Annotated in this window: 23 protein-coding genes; 5 read left to right on the top strand and 18 right to left on the bottom strand. The window is 35.9% G+C overall.

The features are described from left to right. Positions 1-19: 19 nt before the first annotated feature. Genes P9E47_RS03660 through comGA form a run of 8 tightly spaced genes read right to left on the bottom strand, consistent with a single transcriptional unit; the run spans position 20 to position 4,566 of the window. Complete coding sequence (locus tag P9E47_RS03660) at positions 20-514, bottom strand: shikimate kinase (protein ID WP_003332429.1); 495 nt, start codon at positions 512-514, stop codon at positions 20-22. After that, positions 515-904 (bottom strand): competence type IV pilus minor pilin ComGG, encoded by a 390-nt coding sequence (gene comGG / locus P9E47_RS03655; RefSeq protein WP_003332428.1) that lies wholly within the window; start codon positions 902-904, stop codon positions 515-517. After that, entirely contained in the window at positions 905-1,360 is a 456-nt protein-coding gene (gene comGF / locus P9E47_RS03650) for a competence type IV pilus minor pilin ComGF (protein WP_326162615.1), read from the bottom strand. It lies immediately after the preceding gene. After that, complete coding sequence (locus tag P9E47_RS03645) at positions 1,347-1,682, bottom strand: type II secretion system protein (protein ID WP_326162614.1); 336 nt, start codon at positions 1,680-1,682, stop codon at positions 1,347-1,349. Before P9E47_RS03645 ends, comGF begins: the two co-directional genes overlap by 14 nt. Next, positions 1,666-2,121: a competence type IV pilus minor pilin ComGD gene (comGD, locus tag P9E47_RS03640; RefSeq protein WP_003332425.1), complete on the bottom strand. Its 456-nt coding sequence runs from the start codon at positions 2,119-2,121 to the stop codon at positions 1,666-1,668. Before comGD ends, P9E47_RS03645 begins: the two co-directional genes overlap by 17 nt. Positions 2,122-2,140: 19 nt before the next feature. Continuing rightward, positions 2,141-2,455 (bottom strand): competence type IV pilus major pilin ComGC, encoded by a 315-nt coding sequence (gene comGC, locus P9E47_RS03635; protein WP_003332424.1) that lies wholly within the window; start codon positions 2,453-2,455, stop codon positions 2,141-2,143. 24 nt (positions 2,456-2,479) lie between these two features. Then, positions 2,480-3,514 carry a competence type IV pilus assembly protein ComGB gene (comGB, locus tag P9E47_RS03630; protein ID WP_326162612.1) on the bottom strand — a complete coding sequence of 345 codons (1,035 nt, stop codon included), beginning with the start codon at positions 3,512-3,514 and terminating at the stop codon, positions 2,480-2,482. Beyond that, the gene (comGA, locus tag P9E47_RS03625; RefSeq protein WP_326162610.1) at positions 3,511-4,566 is read right to left on the bottom strand and encodes a competence type IV pilus ATPase ComGA; all 1,056 of its coding nucleotides are present in this window, start codon (positions 4,564-4,566) and stop codon (positions 3,511-3,513) included. Before comGA ends, comGB begins: the two co-directional genes overlap by 4 nt. A 266-nt stretch (positions 4,567-4,832) precedes the next feature. On the opposite strand from comGA, the gene P9E47_RS03620 reads away from it, so the two are divergent. Beyond that, entirely contained in the window at positions 4,833-5,525 is a 693-nt protein-coding gene (locus P9E47_RS03620) for a helix-turn-helix transcriptional regulator (RefSeq protein ID WP_003332421.1), read from the top strand. 282 nt (positions 5,526-5,807) lie between these two features. Next, positions 5,808-6,050 (top strand): DUF2626 family protein, encoded by a 243-nt coding sequence (locus P9E47_RS03615; RefSeq protein WP_003332420.1) that lies wholly within the window; start codon positions 5,808-5,810, stop codon positions 6,048-6,050. Between the two features lie 42 nt (positions 6,051-6,092). Here the strand turns inward: P9E47_RS03615 and P9E47_RS03610 are convergent, their stop codons facing one another. Then, positions 6,093-7,214: a class I SAM-dependent methyltransferase gene (locus P9E47_RS03610; protein ID WP_326162609.1), complete on the bottom strand. Its 1,122-nt coding sequence runs from the start codon at positions 7,212-7,214 to the stop codon at positions 6,093-6,095. 33 nt (positions 7,215-7,247) lie between these two features. Continuing rightward, positions 7,248-7,889: an MBL fold metallo-hydrolase gene (locus P9E47_RS03605; protein ID WP_003332418.1), complete on the bottom strand. Its 642-nt coding sequence runs from the start codon at positions 7,887-7,889 to the stop codon at positions 7,248-7,250. 238 nt (positions 7,890-8,127) lie between these two features. Between P9E47_RS03605 and P9E47_RS03600 the strand changes: the two genes are divergently transcribed. Next, on the top strand, positions 8,128-8,313 hold the full coding sequence (locus P9E47_RS03600; protein WP_003332417.1) for a DUF2759 domain-containing protein: 186 nt from the start codon (positions 8,128-8,130) through the stop codon (positions 8,311-8,313). A gap of 79 nt (positions 8,314-8,392) precedes the next feature. Here the strand turns inward: P9E47_RS03600 and P9E47_RS03595 are convergent, their stop codons facing one another. The 8 genes from P9E47_RS03595 to P9E47_RS03560 form a co-directional block, all read right to left on the bottom strand. Then, entirely contained in the window at positions 8,393-9,517 is a 1,125-nt protein-coding gene (locus P9E47_RS03595) for a YqgU-like beta propeller domain-containing protein (RefSeq protein WP_235786744.1), read from the bottom strand. A gap of 69 nt (positions 9,518-9,586) precedes the next feature. Then, on the bottom strand, positions 9,587-10,774 hold the full coding sequence (locus P9E47_RS03590) for a M14 family metallopeptidase (protein ID WP_003332415.1): 1,188 nt from the start codon (positions 10,772-10,774) through the stop codon (positions 9,587-9,589). Positions 10,775-10,838: 64 nt separating this feature from the next. After that, on the bottom strand, positions 10,839-11,798 hold the full coding sequence (locus P9E47_RS03585) for an ROK family glucokinase (RefSeq protein WP_003332414.1): 960 nt from the start codon (positions 11,796-11,798) through the stop codon (positions 10,839-10,841). 1 nt (position 11,799) lies between these two features. Next, positions 11,800-12,027: a YqgQ family protein gene (locus P9E47_RS03580; protein WP_003332413.1), complete on the bottom strand. Its 228-nt coding sequence runs from the start codon at positions 12,025-12,027 to the stop codon at positions 11,800-11,802. Between the two features lie 106 nt (positions 12,028-12,133). Then, positions 12,134-13,600, bottom strand: coding sequence for a spore germination protein (locus P9E47_RS03575; RefSeq protein ID WP_003332412.1), 1,467 nt, complete (start codon positions 13,598-13,600; stop codon positions 12,134-12,136). Positions 13,601-13,667: 67 nt separating this feature from the next. Continuing rightward, positions 13,668-15,191, bottom strand: a complete 1,524-nt coding sequence (locus P9E47_RS03570) for a rhomboid family intramembrane serine protease (RefSeq protein ID WP_003332411.1) — start codon at positions 15,189-15,191, stop codon at positions 13,668-13,670. A gap of 35 nt (positions 15,192-15,226) precedes the next feature. Further along, the gene (locus P9E47_RS03565; protein ID WP_003332410.1) at positions 15,227-15,754 is read right to left on the bottom strand and encodes an MltG/YceG/YrrL family protein; all 528 of its coding nucleotides are present in this window, start codon (positions 15,752-15,754) and stop codon (positions 15,227-15,229) included. Further along, the gene (locus P9E47_RS03560) at positions 15,744-15,986 is read right to left on the bottom strand and encodes a hypothetical protein (RefSeq protein WP_003332408.1); all 243 of its coding nucleotides are present in this window, start codon (positions 15,984-15,986) and stop codon (positions 15,744-15,746) included. Before P9E47_RS03560 ends, P9E47_RS03565 begins: the two co-directional genes overlap by 11 nt. A gap of 320 nt (positions 15,987-16,306) precedes the next feature. On the opposite strand from P9E47_RS03560, the gene P9E47_RS03555 reads away from it, so the two are divergent. Together P9E47_RS03555 and rpmG are read left to right on the top strand one after the other, a co-directional pair. Continuing rightward, complete coding sequence (locus P9E47_RS03555) at positions 16,307-16,987, top strand: hypothetical protein (protein WP_003332407.1); 681 nt, start codon at positions 16,307-16,309, stop codon at positions 16,985-16,987. Positions 16,988-17,093: 106 nt separating this feature from the next. Next, on the top strand, positions 17,094-17,243 hold the full coding sequence (gene rpmG / locus P9E47_RS03550) for a 50S ribosomal protein L33 (RefSeq protein WP_003332406.1): 150 nt from the start codon (positions 17,094-17,096) through the stop codon (positions 17,241-17,243). Positions 17,244-17,287 lie beyond the last annotated feature (44 nt).

Raw genomic sequence — 17,287 nt, 5'->3', positions numbered from 1 at the left:
TAGTATCTCCAGATTTTTGTTATTTAATCAATTGTTCAATTTCTAACACGACTTCTTCAGGAGTTTTATTCGTTGTATCTACCTTGAAATCTGCTTCATGATAAAAAGGAGATCGTTCTGTAAATATCGAAAGGACATTTTTCTTCTTATCGCCATCTAAAAGTGGCCTAGTTTGGTCACCTGCTAATCTATTCAGGATTTCTTCCGGTTCACAGTGCAAATAAACGACCACGCCATTTTTTTTCATCCAGTCCCGATTTTCTTTTCTTAATATAATACCGCCACCAGTTGTTATAATCATATTTTCAGTCGGCATCATTTCCAGAAACTGATGCTCATATTCCCGGAACTTATTTTCCCCTTCTGTTTCAAAAATGTCCCGAATTGTTTTATTTAGCTTTTCTTCGATCACATGGTCTGTATCAATAACCGGAAGCGACAATTTTTCTGACAGCAACTTCCCAATTGTCGTCTTTCCAGATCCCATAAATCCTGTTAAAAATATCGATTTCATCTACCCTTCCACCCATCTCACTATTTTCTGTGTCTCTATATTAACAATCGCGTTAAAGAGCTGCTTCCTTTGTTTATTTGTTATACAGGTACCCTGAATCAGTATAACTTTAGTTTCTAATAGTTCTATCGTATACTGAATAGAGCCAATTGGATATTCCAGCCTTCCAACTAATTTATCATCCAGCGTTTTACTTTGGACTATATCATTTATATCCTGAATTCCGATTTGCAAAAGGCTTTTCAGATTTTCCAATTCCTCTTCCTCGATGTATAAACGCTGTTCGATTTTGTATATTTCTACTTCAGACAGTAAAAAAAGAGAAAAAAGAAAACAAAACATCATCGTTAGCGGCAGGATAAAGCCTCTTTGATTAAAAATAACATACATTTAGCCACCCCTATAGTATAGTATGAAAAATATAATCGGCGCCATTGATAATCTTTTTTTCGCAACCTTCTTTGCAACCTCAACTGATACGACAACACCATTCGAAACGATTTTATATTGAACGTTATCAACATTCTGTAATAATATTTCATTACCTGCTTCATTTACTTGTCTACGAATATTCGTATTATATTTTTGATAACGAATACGATTGCCATTTTCCATGCTTAGATAAAGAGACCCATCTGAAATAGATAATTCCTTCGCTTGTACAATATCATTCCGTATATGTTCAAAAAACAAATCGACTTTGTACGATGTAGTCGAAATCTCAGTTTTCATAACTTTCATTACGAACGGAAAGAAGGACATTAATACTAAAAATACAGCAAAAGCAAAAAGCATATTTAGCATTGTAAACCCATCTTGCTTGGTTGCAATATTATTTTTTTGCATAGCCACATACTTTTCCTTTCTTATCCCAAGGTACTTCCCAATGGACACAAAGCTTAATTAAAGGAGCTTCTCCATCAAAGGTTAATAAATAAGTCCTTCTTCCATTTACAATCTCTTTTGTAATAGCTTCATATCCATGATCATATAAATAGGACTCCTTCTCATTGTGCAATAAAACCAATGCCTCTTTTTTATAATCAAGAATACTTCGCTCCTCATACGTTTTTATCAAAATCGGTAACATCAGCATAATTGCGACAAGAAAAATAGAGAGGGCCCCAATCACCTCCAAAATGGAAAATCCGTTACAATTTCTCAACATACGTTTGTCCCTTTCCAAATAAAAACACAAATCTATAAGCATCATCATGATGAAAAACATGCATCATTCCGGCTTTTTCAATATTACCATCCCGCCGAAAGATAACCTTTGTTGGTAACGTTTCCAGTTTGATTTTTATATTTTCAGAATACGTCCTATCTACAATGATTTTTTGGTTATAACCATTTGGAGAAATTACATATCGATTGTTTTCCGGGTAAAACCTTATAAAGGCGTCTTTATAATTTCCCATTGCATACATTTGAGAATAGGCAATATCTAGTTGGAGCTGTTTAAAAAAGTATTTAATTTCCAGCTGCTGTAAGAAAGGCTTAACGGACACAGATGTAATCGTAATTACCATTAAAAAAATCGTTAGTACGATCAACATTTCAACCAAAGTATACCCAGCTTGTTTATTTGCCCTATTTCGCTTCATTACATAGTACCGCTTACCATTACGTCCCTGCAGGCGCCGCTGGTGCGGTAACGGAACCGTCTGCAGCCAATTGAACTTGACCACCACCTGGGCATGTATAGGTTTTTATATATTTTTCAGTAATTAGAGTTTCTAAATCAGGCGGAGTTGACCCTTTCTCTATTTCATAAGCTTGAACCTGCGCCCCAACTAACTGAACAAGGGCATCACAGCCTTTCTTTTTAACGGATGAATTATTTTTCGTTACATTAGGAATCGTGATAAGCAGCAATATAGAAATAATCATCAGTACAATCATCATTTCTACTAGCGTAAATCCATTTTGATTTTTCAATTAAAATTCCTCCCCGACAGAATGTTAGATTGTTTGAATCATTCCGTAAATCGGCAGCATGACTGCCATGTACAATAAAATAACAAACAGGCCGATCAATAGCATGATTGCGGGCTGTAGTGTTCGAAGCCAAAATGTAAATGTTTCTTCGAATTCATCAATAATCAAATTGCTATACTCTATAAGTTCACTTGACAAGATTCCATTTGCCTGACCATGAAGAATAACGGTAGCTAATTCTTTGTCGTAGTAGGTTGTATTTTTTAGAATGGCGGCCAATTGGTCACCTTCAAGTAGACAAGCCCTTAACCTTTTCGCCTCCTCATGAAAAAATTTAAATGGCTTTTGCTGTTCAAACACTGTTAATGCTTCATTAATGGACATTCCATTATCCAACAAATTCCCTAGGTGAAACGAAAAAAAGTAAGTATTATATTTCTTAACAACATATCTAACAAATGGAACTTTACAGAGAAAAATATATTGGTCAATAATAGTTCTTTTTCGGTAGATAAAAAAATGGGTAAGGATTATTGCTAAGCATATTGTGAGAAGTATCAATCCGATGACTGGAAGGAAAGATTTTATGTAGATGATAAATGAAATAATCTTAGATTGCGGCAGACTCATCGATTGATATAGTTGAATGAATTGCGGAATCAAAACCTTTTGCATAGCGGCTATGAGCACAACGAGTAGCAATAATAAGAATAATGGATAGCGGATTACCTTTAACGTATTTTTCTTATAAGCTTCTTTCATTTCAAGTATTTTACCGGCATTGAGTAGTCCCTTGGCAAGGTCTCCATACTTTTCAGCAAAATAAATAATACTTAAGCCATCATTGGAAAATTGAAGCGTATGAAAAGAATTGAAAAAAGGGCTACCTTGTTTTAGTTTTATTAAGATAAACTCGAGGTCCTTCTGTTTTTCATCATTCACATACAGCATTAGAAATTCAATAGCTGTTGCAAGGGTATATCCCCTACTAAGCAAATGACCAAGGCGATAAAATAATTTTGCTTGATCTTTAACTTTCCATCTTTTTTTTACTTTCATATCTTAACACCATGACAATCAAAAGGAAGATATCCTAACGCAATTCCTTTTTCGATTAAATCAGTTAGCGTTTTATAGTGGTAATTGCCCGTCAATCCCTTAGCTTCTTTAATAACCTCCTTTAAATTTTCACCATGTAAAATTTCATAAACACATAAACGATTAACCTTCCGCTGTTTTAGACAGTGGATTGAACAAGGTCCATTACAGTAAGGACACTTTAAGTTAACAAGTCTTTGAGAGGTGACACAAATTAAGGTCTGCTCAATATCTTGGATTGAAATACCTAAATCAACCAAACGGTTAATGGCACTTTTGGTGTTTTTTGTATGGAGTGTTGTAAGTACTAGATGTCCAGTCAGACTTGCTCGTACTGCAGCTTTTGCAGTTTCTTCATCGCGGATTTCACCAACCATAATTATATCCGGGTCATGTCTTAATATCGCCTTCAAACCAGTTGCATACGTAATTCCCGCCTTTTCATTCACCTGAACCTGAAGGCAGCCGGTGTCTATTCTTTTTTCGATAGGGTCTTCCAGAGTGATTATGTTGCAGTCTAATGTTTGTTGGACAGCATGAATGAGAGAATATAAAGTCGTAGTTTTGCCTGAGCCGGTCGGCCCTGTTAGGATTATTAATCCTGTTGTACGCAATGCTAATGAGAATAGTATTTTTGTTGCTTGTGGAAAAAGTGAGAGCTCCGTTAAGTGAGAGTCAATATTTTGGGGTAATATTCGTATTACCAAGCTTTCTTGTTGAAGTGTTGGGAGCGTAGACAATCGGAGACTGACCATTCTTTCATCAACAATCATTTGTATCGAACCATTTTGCGGCCGCCTTTTTTCTCCAATATCCATACCTGCAAGAAATTTAAAATGGGATACTAGCTTTTCAAATATCGGAATTGGTATTTTTTCTTTTAGGACCAGTCTGTGTTGAATCCGAAATTGAATGATCGCATCGTGTTGGCGCGGCATAGCATGGATATCTGAAGCATGTAAGAGCAGCGCTTCCTTGAGCAAAGCTTCACCTCTTTCTTCTATAAAGCCCAAACCTATACACCCTCTTTCTATTTTTCATATTTATTTCTATTCGCCATAAGAAGACAAAATCCTTCTTATTTCTTTCATTTTTTTGTTATCTTTAATTTCACCACTAGCGTTTAATATTTGTATATGTTTCGTTTAAATAACGTATAATTCAATTGTGAATATTTTCAAACAAATACCTTTTACTTGCTAGAAACAATTCCAATGTCCATCGAACTATACTATAATGACAGTAATATTAATAGTAATTATGCATAGGGGTGAAAAAGTTGGAACAGACATTAAAAATTACGAATGTACTCTCAGATCCAACACGTTTCTCAATTTATCAATATATAACTAAACATCATAATGAGGTAACAGTTCAGGAAATTGCTGATTCCTTTAATATTCATCCAAACGTAGCAAGACTGCATCTTTCCAAGCTCGAAGATGTTAATATGTTAATTTCCGAAACGAAAAAAACGGGCAAAGGTGGAAGACCTAGCCGCCTATATCGGTTATCTGATGATGTAGTTCAACTTAATTTTCCATTTAGAGATTATCAGCTGCTATCTGAAATCGCAATTGGGACTTTACTATCTCTAGGTGATATTGGTAAACAAGCACTGCTTGAAACAGGAGAGCGTTACGGAAAAGAAATAATTCAAAAGGAATTTAAACGAACAGGATTGGAATTAAACTTTAATGACAAGCTTCATTTACTTAAAGATGCAGCTTCGTTGCTAGGATTTTATCCAGAGTTTGATACAAATCCGGAACAAACAAAGGTTTATTTTAAAATTTTCAATTGTCCATTTAAAGAGGTTGCCGCCCAAGATATTGGGAACATTTGCAAAATGCACTTTGCTTTTCTTGAAGGAATGTTTAAAAGCTTATTTAATAATGCCAAACTTGTTCAAGAAGATAATATGTTCAAAGGTTGTGAATCTTGCAATTATTTAGCTCTTATTCAGGATTAACTTCATTCAGCAAATGTTTTTATGCGACGAGTAATCGCAGGAGCAGAAGCTGAATAAAGTTAAAGCCTCCGGCGAGCCTTGCGATTTTCAAAGGTAGTTTTCCGAGCAAACTCGCGAGTATGGGCACAAATGCGCCAAGGCGCACTTGATTTACGCCACGTTTATACAAAATTTGAGATTTCAGTCATTTACACCACACAATTTGTCCATTATAATAAGTAGAGTAATTATTATCTATGTTTAGCTATGGTGAAGTTTTTTGTAAAGGAGGAGTAGTACATAATGGGTAATATGTATAAAGTTATGGCATTTTGGACTGCAATTTTCAGTATCATGTTCTACCTAGGACACATGCATACAACTTCCCTTTTATTTTTAGGGATTACTGTATTGTTCTTAGCAATAGGATTTTTACAATTATCTGAGCGTATGGGTGTCTACATATTTGCAGCATTTTTAACAGTTTTCTTTATTGGCTTCACATACTGGACAACATTTATGATGCCACTTGGTGGCGGTCATTAAAAAATAAAAAAACGATGCATATTGCATCGTTTTTTTATTTATCTAAAGATTATATAGCAACACATCATCAGTTGTTATATTAGGTAATTCCTTTTTCTGAATCACCACAGTAAAGCTCGCACTGATCCCATCATCTAATAAAAGATTGCGAATAGCCCGATTTTGTTTGCTTACTTCTGAAAAAGGATTTGGATCGTAGTGTTCTTGCAGATACTCTAGTATTCCTCCTCTAAGCAGAAATTGGTATTGCTTTAACATCGCTAAAAATGTTAAGTCAACTTGTTCTCCTTTTTCAATTAAAGTATCCAAATGAATATGAGTCGTTACATCCATATCCCCAGGGTGGAGCAGCGGGTCGCGAATCATTTGATGCTTGTAGAACCCTCTTAGGCTTCCTTCCCGATGAATCGGTTCCATCCATTCCTCTTTCGTATAACCGTAGTCAATCGTGAACATAATCCCTTTTTCAAGCCAAACACTCGATTCATCAAGCCATTTATTCATCGCTATCGGAATTTCCATTCTCTGTCCGTCCCTAAGGGCAATCCCGTTTTTCCTAAGCCAATTCAGAAGTTCTACCCGTTCACAAGGAATTAATACCTCCTTTAATACATCATCTTCAACAGTCACTCTAGCCTCATAGATCTCATTTCCTTTTCTTTGTAACACATCGACTGGAAAAGCATCAAAAAGTTCATTAGAAAGAACGAAGCCTGTGTATTTGCCAATCTTGCCGAACATCTCATCCATCGATTCATATTGACATACTTTCTCGATTTTTTGAATTGTTGATAATTGTTCCCTTCGATGGTACGGGCTCATTTCAATGATATGATAGTTCAACTGGGCAAAAGTAACAGGGTCAATTTTCTCCCATTCATCTAGGATAAAACTCGCAAGACGGCCTGTTCCAGCGCCAATTTCACATATCGTTGGCGGTAAAACATCCTTTTGCACAAGTTGAACAAAAATTCGAGCTAGTACCTTTCCAAATACGCTATGAACATTGCTGTTTGTGTAGAAGTCCCCTTCTTTTCCAATCTTTTTTCTGTCCTTCATATAATAGCCGCCATCTTGGTCATATAAGGCTAGACTGATAAAGTCTGAATATGAAATACTGCCTTTTTCCGAATCCTTGATGCTCTTTTTAATTTTATTAATCAAACACTCCGCCACCTTATCAAATGCTGGATAAAGTTAAAAACCATTTAAGAAAGGATTGTCATTCATTTCATTCATGATCGTAGTTATTGGTCCATGCCCTGGTGCAACTGTAGTTTCTTCAGGAAGCACCAACAGCTTCTCATGAATGCTTTGAATTAATTGGCGATGTGAACCACCCTGTAAATCCGTTCTTCCTATACTTCCTCTGAAAAGTGCATCACCTGAAAACACAATCGATTGTTCTCTTAAATAATAGGATACGCTACCAGGAGAATGACCTGGTGTTTCATAGACCTCAAAACTAAATGGACCAATTGTCAGCTTTCCTTCTTCCTTTACTAGTTGGTCCGCTTTCTTTACGATAATCTCTTCATCAAGTCCAAAATACTTCGAGCCATTTAAGGATGGATTCATCAACCAATCTTGTTCATTCACATGCAAATAAACCGGGCAATGCCATTTTTCCCTCAAGTCATCAACAGCACCAATATGGTCAAAATGAGCATGTGTTAAAAGAATGGCTAATGGGCTAAGTTCTTTTTGCTCCAAATTTCTAACCAATCTTTTCCCTTCACTGCCAGGATCAATGATGATACATTCCTTATTTTCGTTCTCAATTATGTACGCATTTGTTTGAAGTGGACCAAGAGGAAACTGCCTCCATTTTAATTCCATATACGAACCCCCATTTTTCACATTTTCTTAATTTTACACGAAGACTAGTTTTAATACCTATAAAATGCTATGATCAATCATAATATTGACACATACAGATAGATTTTTGTCCTCGACAAAACTACAAAAAAAGATTAAAATATACAAAGAGATGCACTTTTAGTATACATAGTTTGTAGTTTTTATTCAAAAAAATGGGTATATTAATGACAGAACTTTATTGTAAGGGGGTAGAACAGTGGGCTTAGTTATTATCTTCGCATTAGTAGCATTATTATGTCTGGCAGGTACATTCCGCTCTTTAAAACAAAAAGCAATGCTTGCGGTTTTCTTTGCAGGAGCTTCAACGCTAGTTTTTGGGTGGTTTGCTGTAATGACTTTCATCGGTATTCTTGGAGGACATGGCGTCCCAACTGCTCATTAATTTTTTGAGAGCTAAACAAATCTTTTAAGCAAAAAACATCAACAACTGCTATTTTGCAATTGTTGATGTTTTTTTATTTTTAATTTGAAATTAAGTTCGTCATTTGCTGATTAGAAATAGTAATAACCTGTTCCAGCTGTTGACCGATTAAACACCGCTGCCCATCCGGTGATAGCTTAATCGGATAGTTGTTTGGAATTTTCATTAACACTTCCTCTTTTTGATCGTCGATCGATAACGCTGTAAGCTCGTATCCCTCGTTATATTCTGAAATATCCCCTGCCCGTTTCGGTTTCATATAATAAAATATTTTCTTATCTTCATCAAAATCAAAGCTTGGGATCCACCACGCTTCTGAAAAAGTATTTAATATAGGAATATACACCTCCGTTAACTTCTTTCGTGTTTTTGATTCATAAAAAGTATATAATGATTTATTTAAATCGTTATTATCCATAGAGACGGTAATCACTACATCTTTTAGAGTAAAAAGCATAATACAGTTTTTAAGCCACTCCTCTTCCTTCAATGTCTTTAAATTAAATAGAATAAGTGGCGCATCAAGACTAGGTTCATTTTGGTCCCAATTTAAAAACCCGAGTTCATCCCTGCTTGTCCACTGAACAAACGGATTATTGACAGGAATTTCGGTTACGTCCTTCGTACTAATATTAACCTTCAAAAGTTGAAATTCCATATAGGATAAAAATTCAGTAATCACTAATTCATCAGGTTCATATGGATTCCACATAAATTGTAGGTCCTCAATCTTATTATCCCAAGAAAAAACTTCTTTTCCCATTTTATCAAGAATCCGAATATGACTGTCTCCACTTTGTTCTAATGTTTGAACAGCAAATAGGGAATGGGCAGAATTCGCTTGAATTTTAGTAATAAATTCATTTGTTTGATAAAATAAGTTCCGTTTACCCGATAATAAATTATGTAAAAAAAGAGAAGACATCTCTTTTTCACCAACAGAATAGATGACCGTATCTTCGTCATACCATTCATTTATAGAATAAAAGTCTTCATTTTCAGCCATAGCTATGGGCTTAAATGAACTCTTTGAAAAAAACTGTTTTGTAATTATACTTTTTTCTTCGGTAGTTCTTTTGATGTATGATGCATCATTTACCACTCTATTCGGAGTACTACACCCATATAAGAAAAAACATATGATGACTACGAATAATTTCCTCATTTCTTCACCCCAAGAATGGTTTGCATCAGATAGAACATCGTCCATCTGATGACTTTAATTGCTATTTTACTACATATATAATCCTGCTAAAAAAATCCCAATACTTTCATTATATATATCTTTAAATTGCGTAATAGGTAATGGATTTACTCCCTCACCAAGCTCAACGGTGAAGCCTGGCCTTTTCCATTCATAGATAAACCAATCTTTAAAGCCTGAATAACTATCCAAGGTTTGAATCGGCTTATAACCACTTTTCTTCGCAAATTCATTAACAATTGTTTTTGAATATGGCGGCTCCCGGTCGTCAAAGCCCCAATATATTTCCTTGCACTGGGTATGAAAAGCGATAACTCTATCAAAATTACTGTTCATTGTCAATGTCGCCATTGCAATCGTTTCAGGCTCTGATAACGGCCGAAAACCAGGGAAATCTCTAGGCCTAGGTTGCTGTGGTTTTCGTGGCCGTTCGAGTTCCCATTTCGCCGGAAACTGTTTATTTAAATCAACACCATTAATGTTGGCCTTCCAATTAGAAAAATCTGTACTTCCCTCGTTTAAAGCAATTACATACTCACGGGATTGATCATCCTCTGGTAGACCGTTCAATACTAATTCCACACCGTCGGGATTGACCATCGGTACAAGCGATAAGGTTGCATAATGGTATAAAGGTTCAGTTTTTATGCCGGCTAGGCTTGTTTGATTGGTAATCGATAATAAATAATTATTCAATAATGCCATTAACACCGCAGTTGTGATCCATTCATTTGCGTGAAAGGACCCATTCATATGGACCCGCATCTCGCCATTCCCAACAATCACTTCAGGGATTTCTTTATTTTGAACGGAATATCCAATCGTATTTCTTTTCATAAAGGGATAAATTTCCTCTAGCCGCTTTAAATCGGCAATCATTGTTTGGTAGGTGTAGTTTTGCTCACCAATAACAATGGGCTCTGTGACACGAATTGGAATATTAATTTTACTATTTTGGTTAAGATTTGATAGGTCACCATGATTAAGCAAGAGAAGAGCTTCTATATTCATGTTTAATTTGTTTGCTACACTATCAAAGGAATCCTCTTTGGTAATACCATATTCTTTAACAATATATCCCGGGATATTTATTATTTTATCATGTAAAGTATCCTTAACATGTAAATTGGTGTTGGAATCAATAATTAACGAAAGCGGCACATTAAAAAGCTGGCTATAGTACCAAAGTGAATGTTCCGCACGACCTTTAACTTTCATCACTACCTCCTCCTTTATCATTAGAGTATGAGAAGGTAGGAAAAATGTACATCGCCAAATGAAGTTACAGTTTGTTTTTCACAAGCCATGCGGCACCAATGACACCGGCATCGTTTCCAAGAGTTGCAATAGCCAAATCTGCTCCCATCTTAACTCTCGGTAGTGCAAATTGATTAAAATACTTTTGTATTGAATTCAATAGGAGGGAACCCGCCTTTGATACTCCACCACCAATAACAATCCTGCTTGGATTTATCGTATTGGCAATATTGGCAATAGCAAGCCCCAAGTAATAACAGGATGTGTCAACAATTTTTAAGGCATATTCATCTTTTTCAAGAGCTGCCTGTACAATCATTTTGGCTGTTAGTTGACCGGTCTGTTTATACGAAATAAACAAAAGACTTTCCGGGTGATTATCGATTTCTGCAATAGCCTGTTGTACCATTCCTGTTGCTGATGATTTCGTCTCCAAACATCCGTATTTACCACAGTTACATAATATCCCATTTTCTAGGTTCACTGTAATATGCCCTATTTCGCCAGCCATCCCGTTTGTTCCATGAACAATCTCTCCGTTAATAATAATGCCCCCACCGATACCTGTTCCGATTGTAATACAGAGCAGATCTTTTGAACCAATTCCAGCCCCCTTCCACATTTCTCCAATAGCAGCAACATTGGCATCATTATCTATTACGACAGGAAGCATTAATCTTCGTTCAAGTTCTGATTTGATATCTATATCTTTCCATCCTAAATTAATAGCTTCAAAAATAAAGCCGGTTTCCATATTCATAAAAGCCGGGGCACCAATGCCGATTCCTTTTACATTGTTAGTTGTTTGATTGTTTTCATGGAGCTTATGTAAAATTGAACTTGCGATATCAGGGATGATATTTTGACCGTCATTAGTAACATCGGTTGGAATGGACCAACGGTAAACAATATCCCCATCATCGGAAAGAAATGCAAATTTGATGTTGGTTCCTCCTACATCTACCCCAACAAGCCATTTCTCCATTTTACTCATCCTTTACTGATGCTTGTTTTAGTCTTTTCGATTTCTCCCTTTCTATTTCCTGACGAAGTAAAAGCAAAGCCATTTGAAACTCTTTTGTATCAATAAATTGCGATTTGTATAATTCCCGTACTTCATCTTCCATTAATTCTAAGTCTGCAATCCGATCGCCAACATAAATAAAGACACCGAAACGCTTCAATAACTGTTGAATATCATAAATCGTCCTCACAATAAATGCATCTCCTAATTCTATGTACTGCATTAAGTATATTAAAAAAAGATGTGTTTAGCCACCTGAAAACATGAAAGGAGCCACCTCAAAATGAGACAGCCCCTTAGCGATCTGGGTCTTGCGGGTGCAGGATTGTTGGTCTGCGTTTTTTTAATGGAATTGGTGATCGAATTAATACGTCTCTAAAGGCATGCAGTGAAAATGGGATAAACGGCCAAAAATATGGGGTTTGAAATGATTTCATCCTAACCATCATGATGAGCCAAACAGCAACAGCTATGACAAAACCAATAAGTCCAAACCAGCCGGCCATTAGCAAAAATACAATCCGCACTAAACGATTAGCTAAACTCATCTCGTAACTTGGTGTTGCAAATGTCCCAATCGCTGCAACAGAAATATAGAGCACCGTTTCATTTGTAAACAAACCAACTTCAACAGCAACTTGGCCGATCATTAAAGCCGCTACTAAACCGAGTGCTGTTGCAAGTGATGTTGGTGTATGAACAGCCGCCATCCGCAAAATATCAATTCCGAGCTCAGCCAGAAAAATTTGGATAAGTAAAGGGATCTCTCCCGGTTCCTTCACTCCAATAAAACTCAATTGATCTGGGAGGTATTCAGGATGAACAGCGAATAAATACCATAAAGGCAGTAAAAATAATGAAGACCATATTGCCAAGAAACGAATTAACCGTAAATAGGCGCCAACAATCGGCTTTTGTCTATATTCCTCGGCATGCTGGAGATGATGCCAAAAAGTAGTCGGTGCAATCATAACGCTTGGAGATCCATCAATAATAATGATGACATGACCCTCAAAAATATGGGAAGCTGCCGTGTCAGGGCGCTCTGTATAGCGAACAATTGGATATGGGTTCCAATGTCTGCCACCGATGAATTCTTCGATTGTTTTTTCTGCCATCGGCACTCCATCTGTATCTATGTTTGATATAGATTCTTTAATCTCCTTCACTAAGTCAGGATCCGCAATGTCTTCCAGATAGCATATACAAACATCGGTTTTTGATCGTCTACCAACCTGCATATATTCCATCCTTAATGACCGATCACGAACTCTTCTCCTAGTTAAGGACATGTTAAAGACAATCGTTTCAACAAAACCATCCCGTGAACCGCGAACAACCCGTTCTGTATCAGGCTCTTCAGGTCCTCGAACTGGATACGTTCTAGCATCGATGATGATTACTTCAGCAATACCATCTACGACGAGCGCTGTAGGACCCGCCAATACAGTGTCGACAACAACATCCAAATCTTTGTTTTTATCAACTTCTACATAGGGAATATAGGTTTTCAACAATTTATGTAACGGCTCTGGCTCAAGGTCTTCCGGCTTTAGTTTTGCAAGGAATTTTTGCAATAAATGCAAAAGATCATCCTTTGCAAAACCATCAATAAGAAACATTGCCATCTTTCGGCCAGCATATTCGAGATCAATATGAATCACATCAAAGCTTTTACCAGCGCCCAATTGCTCCCTTAAATATTCAATATTGGGTTCAATTTTTGACTGGACGGGGTGCTTTACTTCTTTCTCCTTAGACAATGTATGTCCTCCTCAAACTGGCAATCTTCTAGATTCCATCATTAACCAAATAATGAGGAAACATACATTATTTTATTTTTTCAATTTCCGTTGCCAAAGACTTATAATCCCCTTCATATGGCTTGATTTCCAATGCTTTGTTGATTGAGTCTTTGGCTTTTTCGTAATCTCCCTTGTCTAAATAGAGTAAAGCTAGATTATAATAAGCTTCATGAAAATCATTTTTTTCTTCCACGACGGTCTCAAGTAAAGGGATGGCTTTTTCGTTCTGTCCCAGCTTGATCTCAGTGTAGGACAGCAAAAATAGAATTTCCGGTGGAACTTCCCCATTAGCTTGTACGACTTCAGATAATAATTGATTTGCTTTTTCATAGTTGCCATCTTCTATAAGCTGTTGCGATAATTGGCCAACGACCAACGGATCCTCTTTTTGATCGCTATAATAAAATCCATAAGCCAATGAAGCCCCCAAGATTACCGAAAAAAGCAAGAATGCCGCTACTTGATGAAGCGACTTTTTATGATTCGGTAAATGGACAATGGCTGAGGCTAAAAATCCACCGATAAGACCGCCAATATGAGCACTGTTATCGACCATTGGAACAAGGAAACCAAACGCAAGGTTTATGCCTAACACTACAATAATATTCCATCCCATCGAGCGTAGAAATAGAGAGGGATGGACAACCCCAAAATATAATAATGCACCGAAACAACCGAAAATGGCACCAGATGCACCCGCAGATACTTGTGTTGTAAAGGCAAAGCTTGCTACACCGCCAGTGATGCCTGCGGCAAAATAAAGGATTAGAAAGCGCCATGTCCCATAAATTCTTTCAACAGAAATCCCTAAATAATATAAAGCAAGCGTATTCATTAATAAGTGCAAGAAACCTATATGTAAAAACATTGGTGTGATAAAACGCCACCAATCTCCTTCTAAAATAGCAGGATTGTATTTTGCACCAAACTTAATTAAAGTAGAAAGATCCGTACTGCCTGAACCAACTAATTCAAGAAGCAAAAACATGATTAAATTAATCACTACTAAAACATAGGTTAAAAAAGGTTTTTTAGCGAATAAAAGATCGTTCTCTGCCTTCTTTCTATTCTTTTCTGTTTGTCGTAATCTGTTAATTAATTCTGTCGGGTCTACCATATCTGAAAACCAGCTTTTAACTTCTGGAGAAGGCAGATTCAGAAGTTTAAAAAGCCTTTCTATTTCTTGTTCCCAATTGGTCTGCTCTATTAAAACAATACGAACATTATTTCGGTTGTCGACTCGATACTCCCAGTCATCAACAGGTGGATAGGTTGAAACAAAAATATTATAAAAATCTGCCTTTTTACTATAGGATTGTTGTTTATACAGATCGATCACTCTTGTTACATTTGCCATATCCCGTACTAAATAATTTCCCCAGTTGATGTCATCCCGTACCAGTCGGAGAATATTCTTTTCTCGCCACTCCATGCGTTGCAGCCAAACTTCTCCATGATCATAGAGGTTTATAATACGAAAACGATGCTTGGTGACAAGTTCGTAAACCAAACGCCAATATAAATAATCCTGACTATTAATATTATGCAATCCCCCACCTTCTTTCGATTAATTCAATTAAATATTTACTTCTTCTTCGTAATGATCTTACCGATTTCCTCATATGACATCGAACTGTTAAGTTTGTACGTTCCAACTTGTATTGACCTTGTCCAATCTTTCTTTGTTAAAAATTGTTCGAATTCCCTACCGCTATCAACGATTCCGGCATTCTCCAGCAAATTCGCAATCTGAATACTGTCCATGCCGCTTTTCACTGTCAAAGTAAAGATTTTCTTTTCTACTTCTGGCGATGGCGGGATAGGCACTGTTTCCTTTTGCTCAGGCAGTTTTGGTTCCGATGCTTTTTGAGTTTGATTTTTTATCGCTTCGAATTCTTTACTTTTAGCTACCAATTCGTCATAGGTTTGCTCTGAAATTGAAATATACCCATTATTATTCAAGTATGCCTGTACCTCTTCGCTTGTTAGCGTATCGTTCTCTACTATTTTTTGTTCCCGTTTATTAAATGGTTGAAAATAATAGACAGCTGTAAAAATCGAAGTAGCGATAATCATTCCCGAAGCAAAGCTTTTTAAAGAATTATTTGCCATTCGTTTCATACCTTTCGTTTAAAGGGACCGTATAGCTTTCATTTCCTAATAATTCTTCCTCTAGCACTTTCATTTTTTTCTTCAATTGATAGTTTTCCTGCATAACGATCATTGTTAAATTCTCAACCTGATTTTCGAGTTCTTTATATTTGTCCTTTTTGAAAAAAGATAGGGCCAATAAAACAATTGAAAAAGAGAAAAGCCCTATGATGGCCGACTCTACAGATATCATTAACTGGTCACCCCAATTCAAGATTGCTTTTATATACCTAATACATTATAGCTTTTTTTGTAGTAATTTGCTAAATATACGATAAAAAAATTAAATGCTATTGTCGAAACTCAAAAAATTAAAATTTTTCTTTATTTTTTTATATTGTTATATCAACCGTTCGAAGTTTTCGACAAAATCACCTCGTTGTAGTCGTTATCACAACGGTGATATCATTACAGTAATAATAAAAAAGATAGATTGTGGACTGCATGAGTAAGCGATTTCAAAGATTTAGCAATGATTTTTTTTAGACAAAAATAAACTTAAGGATGTTATATATGATAAAATCAAAATTTATGAATAGGAACAATGTTGGGATATGGAGTAAAGCGAATGGGATTGAGTGGGGAACAGAGTTATTTTGGAACGTTAACTCCAAAACAAATCAATACCAAATCCCGAGTTATGCACATGCTTTAAGCAATAAGCATTCATTACAATTGGAATTCGAGGATTTTATTCATCCAAGCCGTAGTATTTTATTAAAAAAAGTAACTTTATCCAATGAATCGAAAGAAAAACAGGATTTAACTTTATTTTTCCATCAGGATTTTGAACATCAGAATGGAACAGCTTTTTTTAGCTTAAGTAACCGTACTCTTTATCATGAATATGATGGAAGCTATATGTTGTTTAATGGTCTTGTTGATAATAAAGGCATTTCACAATATACAACATGGCAAAAAAATGATTTCCAAAATAAAGACATCGTTAATTTCGTAAACGGTAGCCTTTTTTACAATCCGATTTCTTCAGGCAGAGTTAACAGTGCCTTTGCTCTAGAAACAACAGTGTTGCCATATGAAATAAAGCAAGGGTATTATTGGATGGTCTTTGGAGACAATTTAAATGAAATCAATTATTTAAATAATCTCGTTAAAAGCAATCCTGAATGGCTCATAAGGGAATTTATTGAAAATGGCTTTAGCGATGAAAGAATTATCCCTCTAAGCAAATAAGGGTTGAACATTTTGTTTATATTTGTTATTATATTTGAGTCTGAGTAATCGACGAAAGATAATAATAGTATATGAACTTATGTAATGAAAGTTTGGAGGGATATACATGCGCGTTAACGTAACTTTAGCTTGCACAGAAAGCGGACATCGTAACTATATTACAACAAAAAACAAGCGTAACAATACTGAACGTATTGAGCTAAAAAAATATTGTCCATCTTGCAAAACTCACACAGTTCACCGTGAAACAAAATAAAACAGTAGGGATATTATTCCTACTGTTTTTTTTATACTATCCAG

The sequence above is a fragment of the Schinkia azotoformans genome (genome assembly GCF_035811335.1).
In the GTDB taxonomy this organism is placed as follows: Bacteria; Bacillota; Bacilli; order Bacillales; family Bacillaceae_J; genus Schinkia; species Schinkia azotoformans.
This window is presented reverse-complemented; position numbering and strand designations above follow the sequence as displayed.

Bases quoted from the DNA above. Each gene is read 5' to 3' on its own strand.
- comGG (WP_003332428.1), bottom strand. From the start codon at position 904: ATGTATGTTATTTTTAATCAAAGAGGCTTTATCCTGCCGCTAACGATG.
- P9E47_RS03560 (WP_003332408.1), bottom strand. From the start codon at position 15,986: ATGATATCTGTAGAGTCGGCCATCATAGGGCTTTTCTCTTTTTCAATT.
- P9E47_RS03590 (WP_003332415.1), bottom strand. From the start codon at position 10,774: ATGAAAGTTAAAGGTCGTGCGGAACATTCACTTTGGTACTATAGCCAG.
- P9E47_RS03645 (WP_326162614.1), bottom strand. From the start codon at position 1,682: ATGTTGAGAAATTGTAACGGATTTTCCATTTTGGAGGTGATTGGGGCC.
- P9E47_RS03660 (WP_003332429.1), bottom strand. From the start codon at position 514: ATGAAATCGATATTTTTAACAGGATTTATGGGATCTGGAAAGACGACA.
- comGF (WP_326162615.1), bottom strand. From the start codon at position 1,360: ATGCAAAAAAATAATATTGCAACCAAGCAAGATGGGTTTACAATGCTA.
- P9E47_RS03605 (WP_003332418.1), bottom strand. From the start codon at position 7,889: ATGGAATTAAAATGGAGGCAGTTTCCTCTTGGTCCACTTCAAACAAAT.
- P9E47_RS03585 (WP_003332414.1), bottom strand. From the start codon at position 11,798: ATGGAGAAATGGCTTGTTGGGGTAGATGTAGGAGGAACCAACATCAAA.
- P9E47_RS03565 (WP_003332410.1), bottom strand. From the start codon at position 15,754: ATGGCAAATAATTCTTTAAAAAGCTTTGCTTCGGGAATGATTATCGCT.
- comGD (WP_003332425.1), bottom strand. From the start codon at position 2,121: ATGAAGCGAAATAGGGCAAATAAACAAGCTGGGTATACTTTGGTTGAA.
- rpmG (WP_003332406.1), top strand. From the start codon at position 17,094: ATGCGCGTTAACGTAACTTTAGCTTGCACAGAAAGCGGACATCGTAAC.
- comGB (WP_326162612.1), bottom strand. From the start codon at position 3,514: ATGAAAGTAAAAAAAAGATGGAAAGTTAAAGATCAAGCAAAATTATTT.
- P9E47_RS03555 (WP_003332407.1), top strand. From the start codon at position 16,307: ATGATAAAATCAAAATTTATGAATAGGAACAATGTTGGGATATGGAGT.
- P9E47_RS03595 (WP_235786744.1), bottom strand. From the start codon at position 9,517: ATGAGGAAATTATTCGTAGTCATCATATGTTTTTTCTTATATGGGTGT.
- P9E47_RS03615 (WP_003332420.1), top strand. From the start codon at position 5,808: ATGGGTAATATGTATAAAGTTATGGCATTTTGGACTGCAATTTTCAGT.